The organism is Nocardia sp. NPDC058480 (assembly GCF_042720495.1).
In the GTDB taxonomy this organism is placed as follows: domain Bacteria; phylum Actinomycetota; class Actinomycetes; order Mycobacteriales; family Mycobacteriaceae; genus Nocardia.
On record NZ_JBHXMN010000041.1, the window covers coordinates 1 to 1,036 of the forward strand.

The 1,036-nt window shown below is 62.6% G+C and carries 1 protein-coding gene; it reads right to left on the reverse strand.

The genetic code is table 11. From position 1 onward, the window contains the following. The coding region (locus ACFWO8_RS33155) for an IS630 family transposase (protein WP_378974799.1) at window positions 1-945 on the reverse strand (945 nt) is incomplete at its 3' end. Window positions 946-1,036 lie beyond the last annotated feature (91 nt).

The following is a 1,036-nucleotide window of genomic DNA, read 5'->3' on the forward strand; positions in this document are numbered from 1 at the left end:
GTTCAACGCGAAGTAGCGCAGCGCCGCGAACTCGGACTCGATCCAGTTCAACCACGACGAATACGTCGGTAAGAACACCAACTCCACCTCATGTGCCGCGGCCCAGTCCCGGACCTCGGCCCGCTTATGCGGGGAGAAGTTGTCGGCGATGACATAAAGCTTGCCGTCGGGCCAGCGGGCACGCAGCGACTTCAACAACCCGAGAAACTCCTGCCACCGCTTACGATCCCGGATCCGGTAGTGGATCTTCCCGGTAGCCAGATCCAGCGCGCCGAGCAGATGCCGAACACCCTGGGTGCGGTGGTAGGTCGCCCGCAACCGTCTGGGCTTGGACTGCGGAAACCATCCGCGACCAGCGCGGGGTTGCAGGTTCAACGGCCCGAACTCATCGACACAGACCACCCGCCCGTCCGCGGGTCGATGGTCGTAGAGATCGAGGATCCGGTTCATCTTCGTGGCGAACTCGGGATCAGTGCCGGCTTTCCAGGTCTTGACCGCCTGCCACGACACACCCTCTGCTTTCAAGATCTTGCGCAGTGTTTCACGGCTGATCTCGGCGATCTTGTTGGTGGCCAGCACTTCTCGTAGTTTCGATAGGCTCCAGACCGAGAATGGCCAGCCGAGGTCTCGCGGGCAGCACCGGGCGATACAGGCAATGCGTTCACGCGTTGCCCGGTCCGCCTTCTTCGGTCTGCCCGCGCTCCATTTTGGGTCCAGCGCCTCGAACCCCCGTTCGTTGAAGTCGTGGATCACTTGCCGCACATAGGCTTCGCTGACCTGCATCAACCGGGCGATCGCGGGGACCGGTTGACGTTGTGCCGAGGCCATCACCACGATCGCACGCCGCATCCTGATCGGTTGTTTGCTTGTCTTCGTGATCTTCTGCAACCGGCGACCCTCGTCCGGGGTCACCTCTCGCACAAACACTTCCGGCTTCCTGGCCACCGGCACCACCTCCACCGGGGAGCATCACCGGTCGCGGGCGCGCGATCAACTCGACCAGTTACCGAGGCAACCTTCCTGGACGAGGCACTAG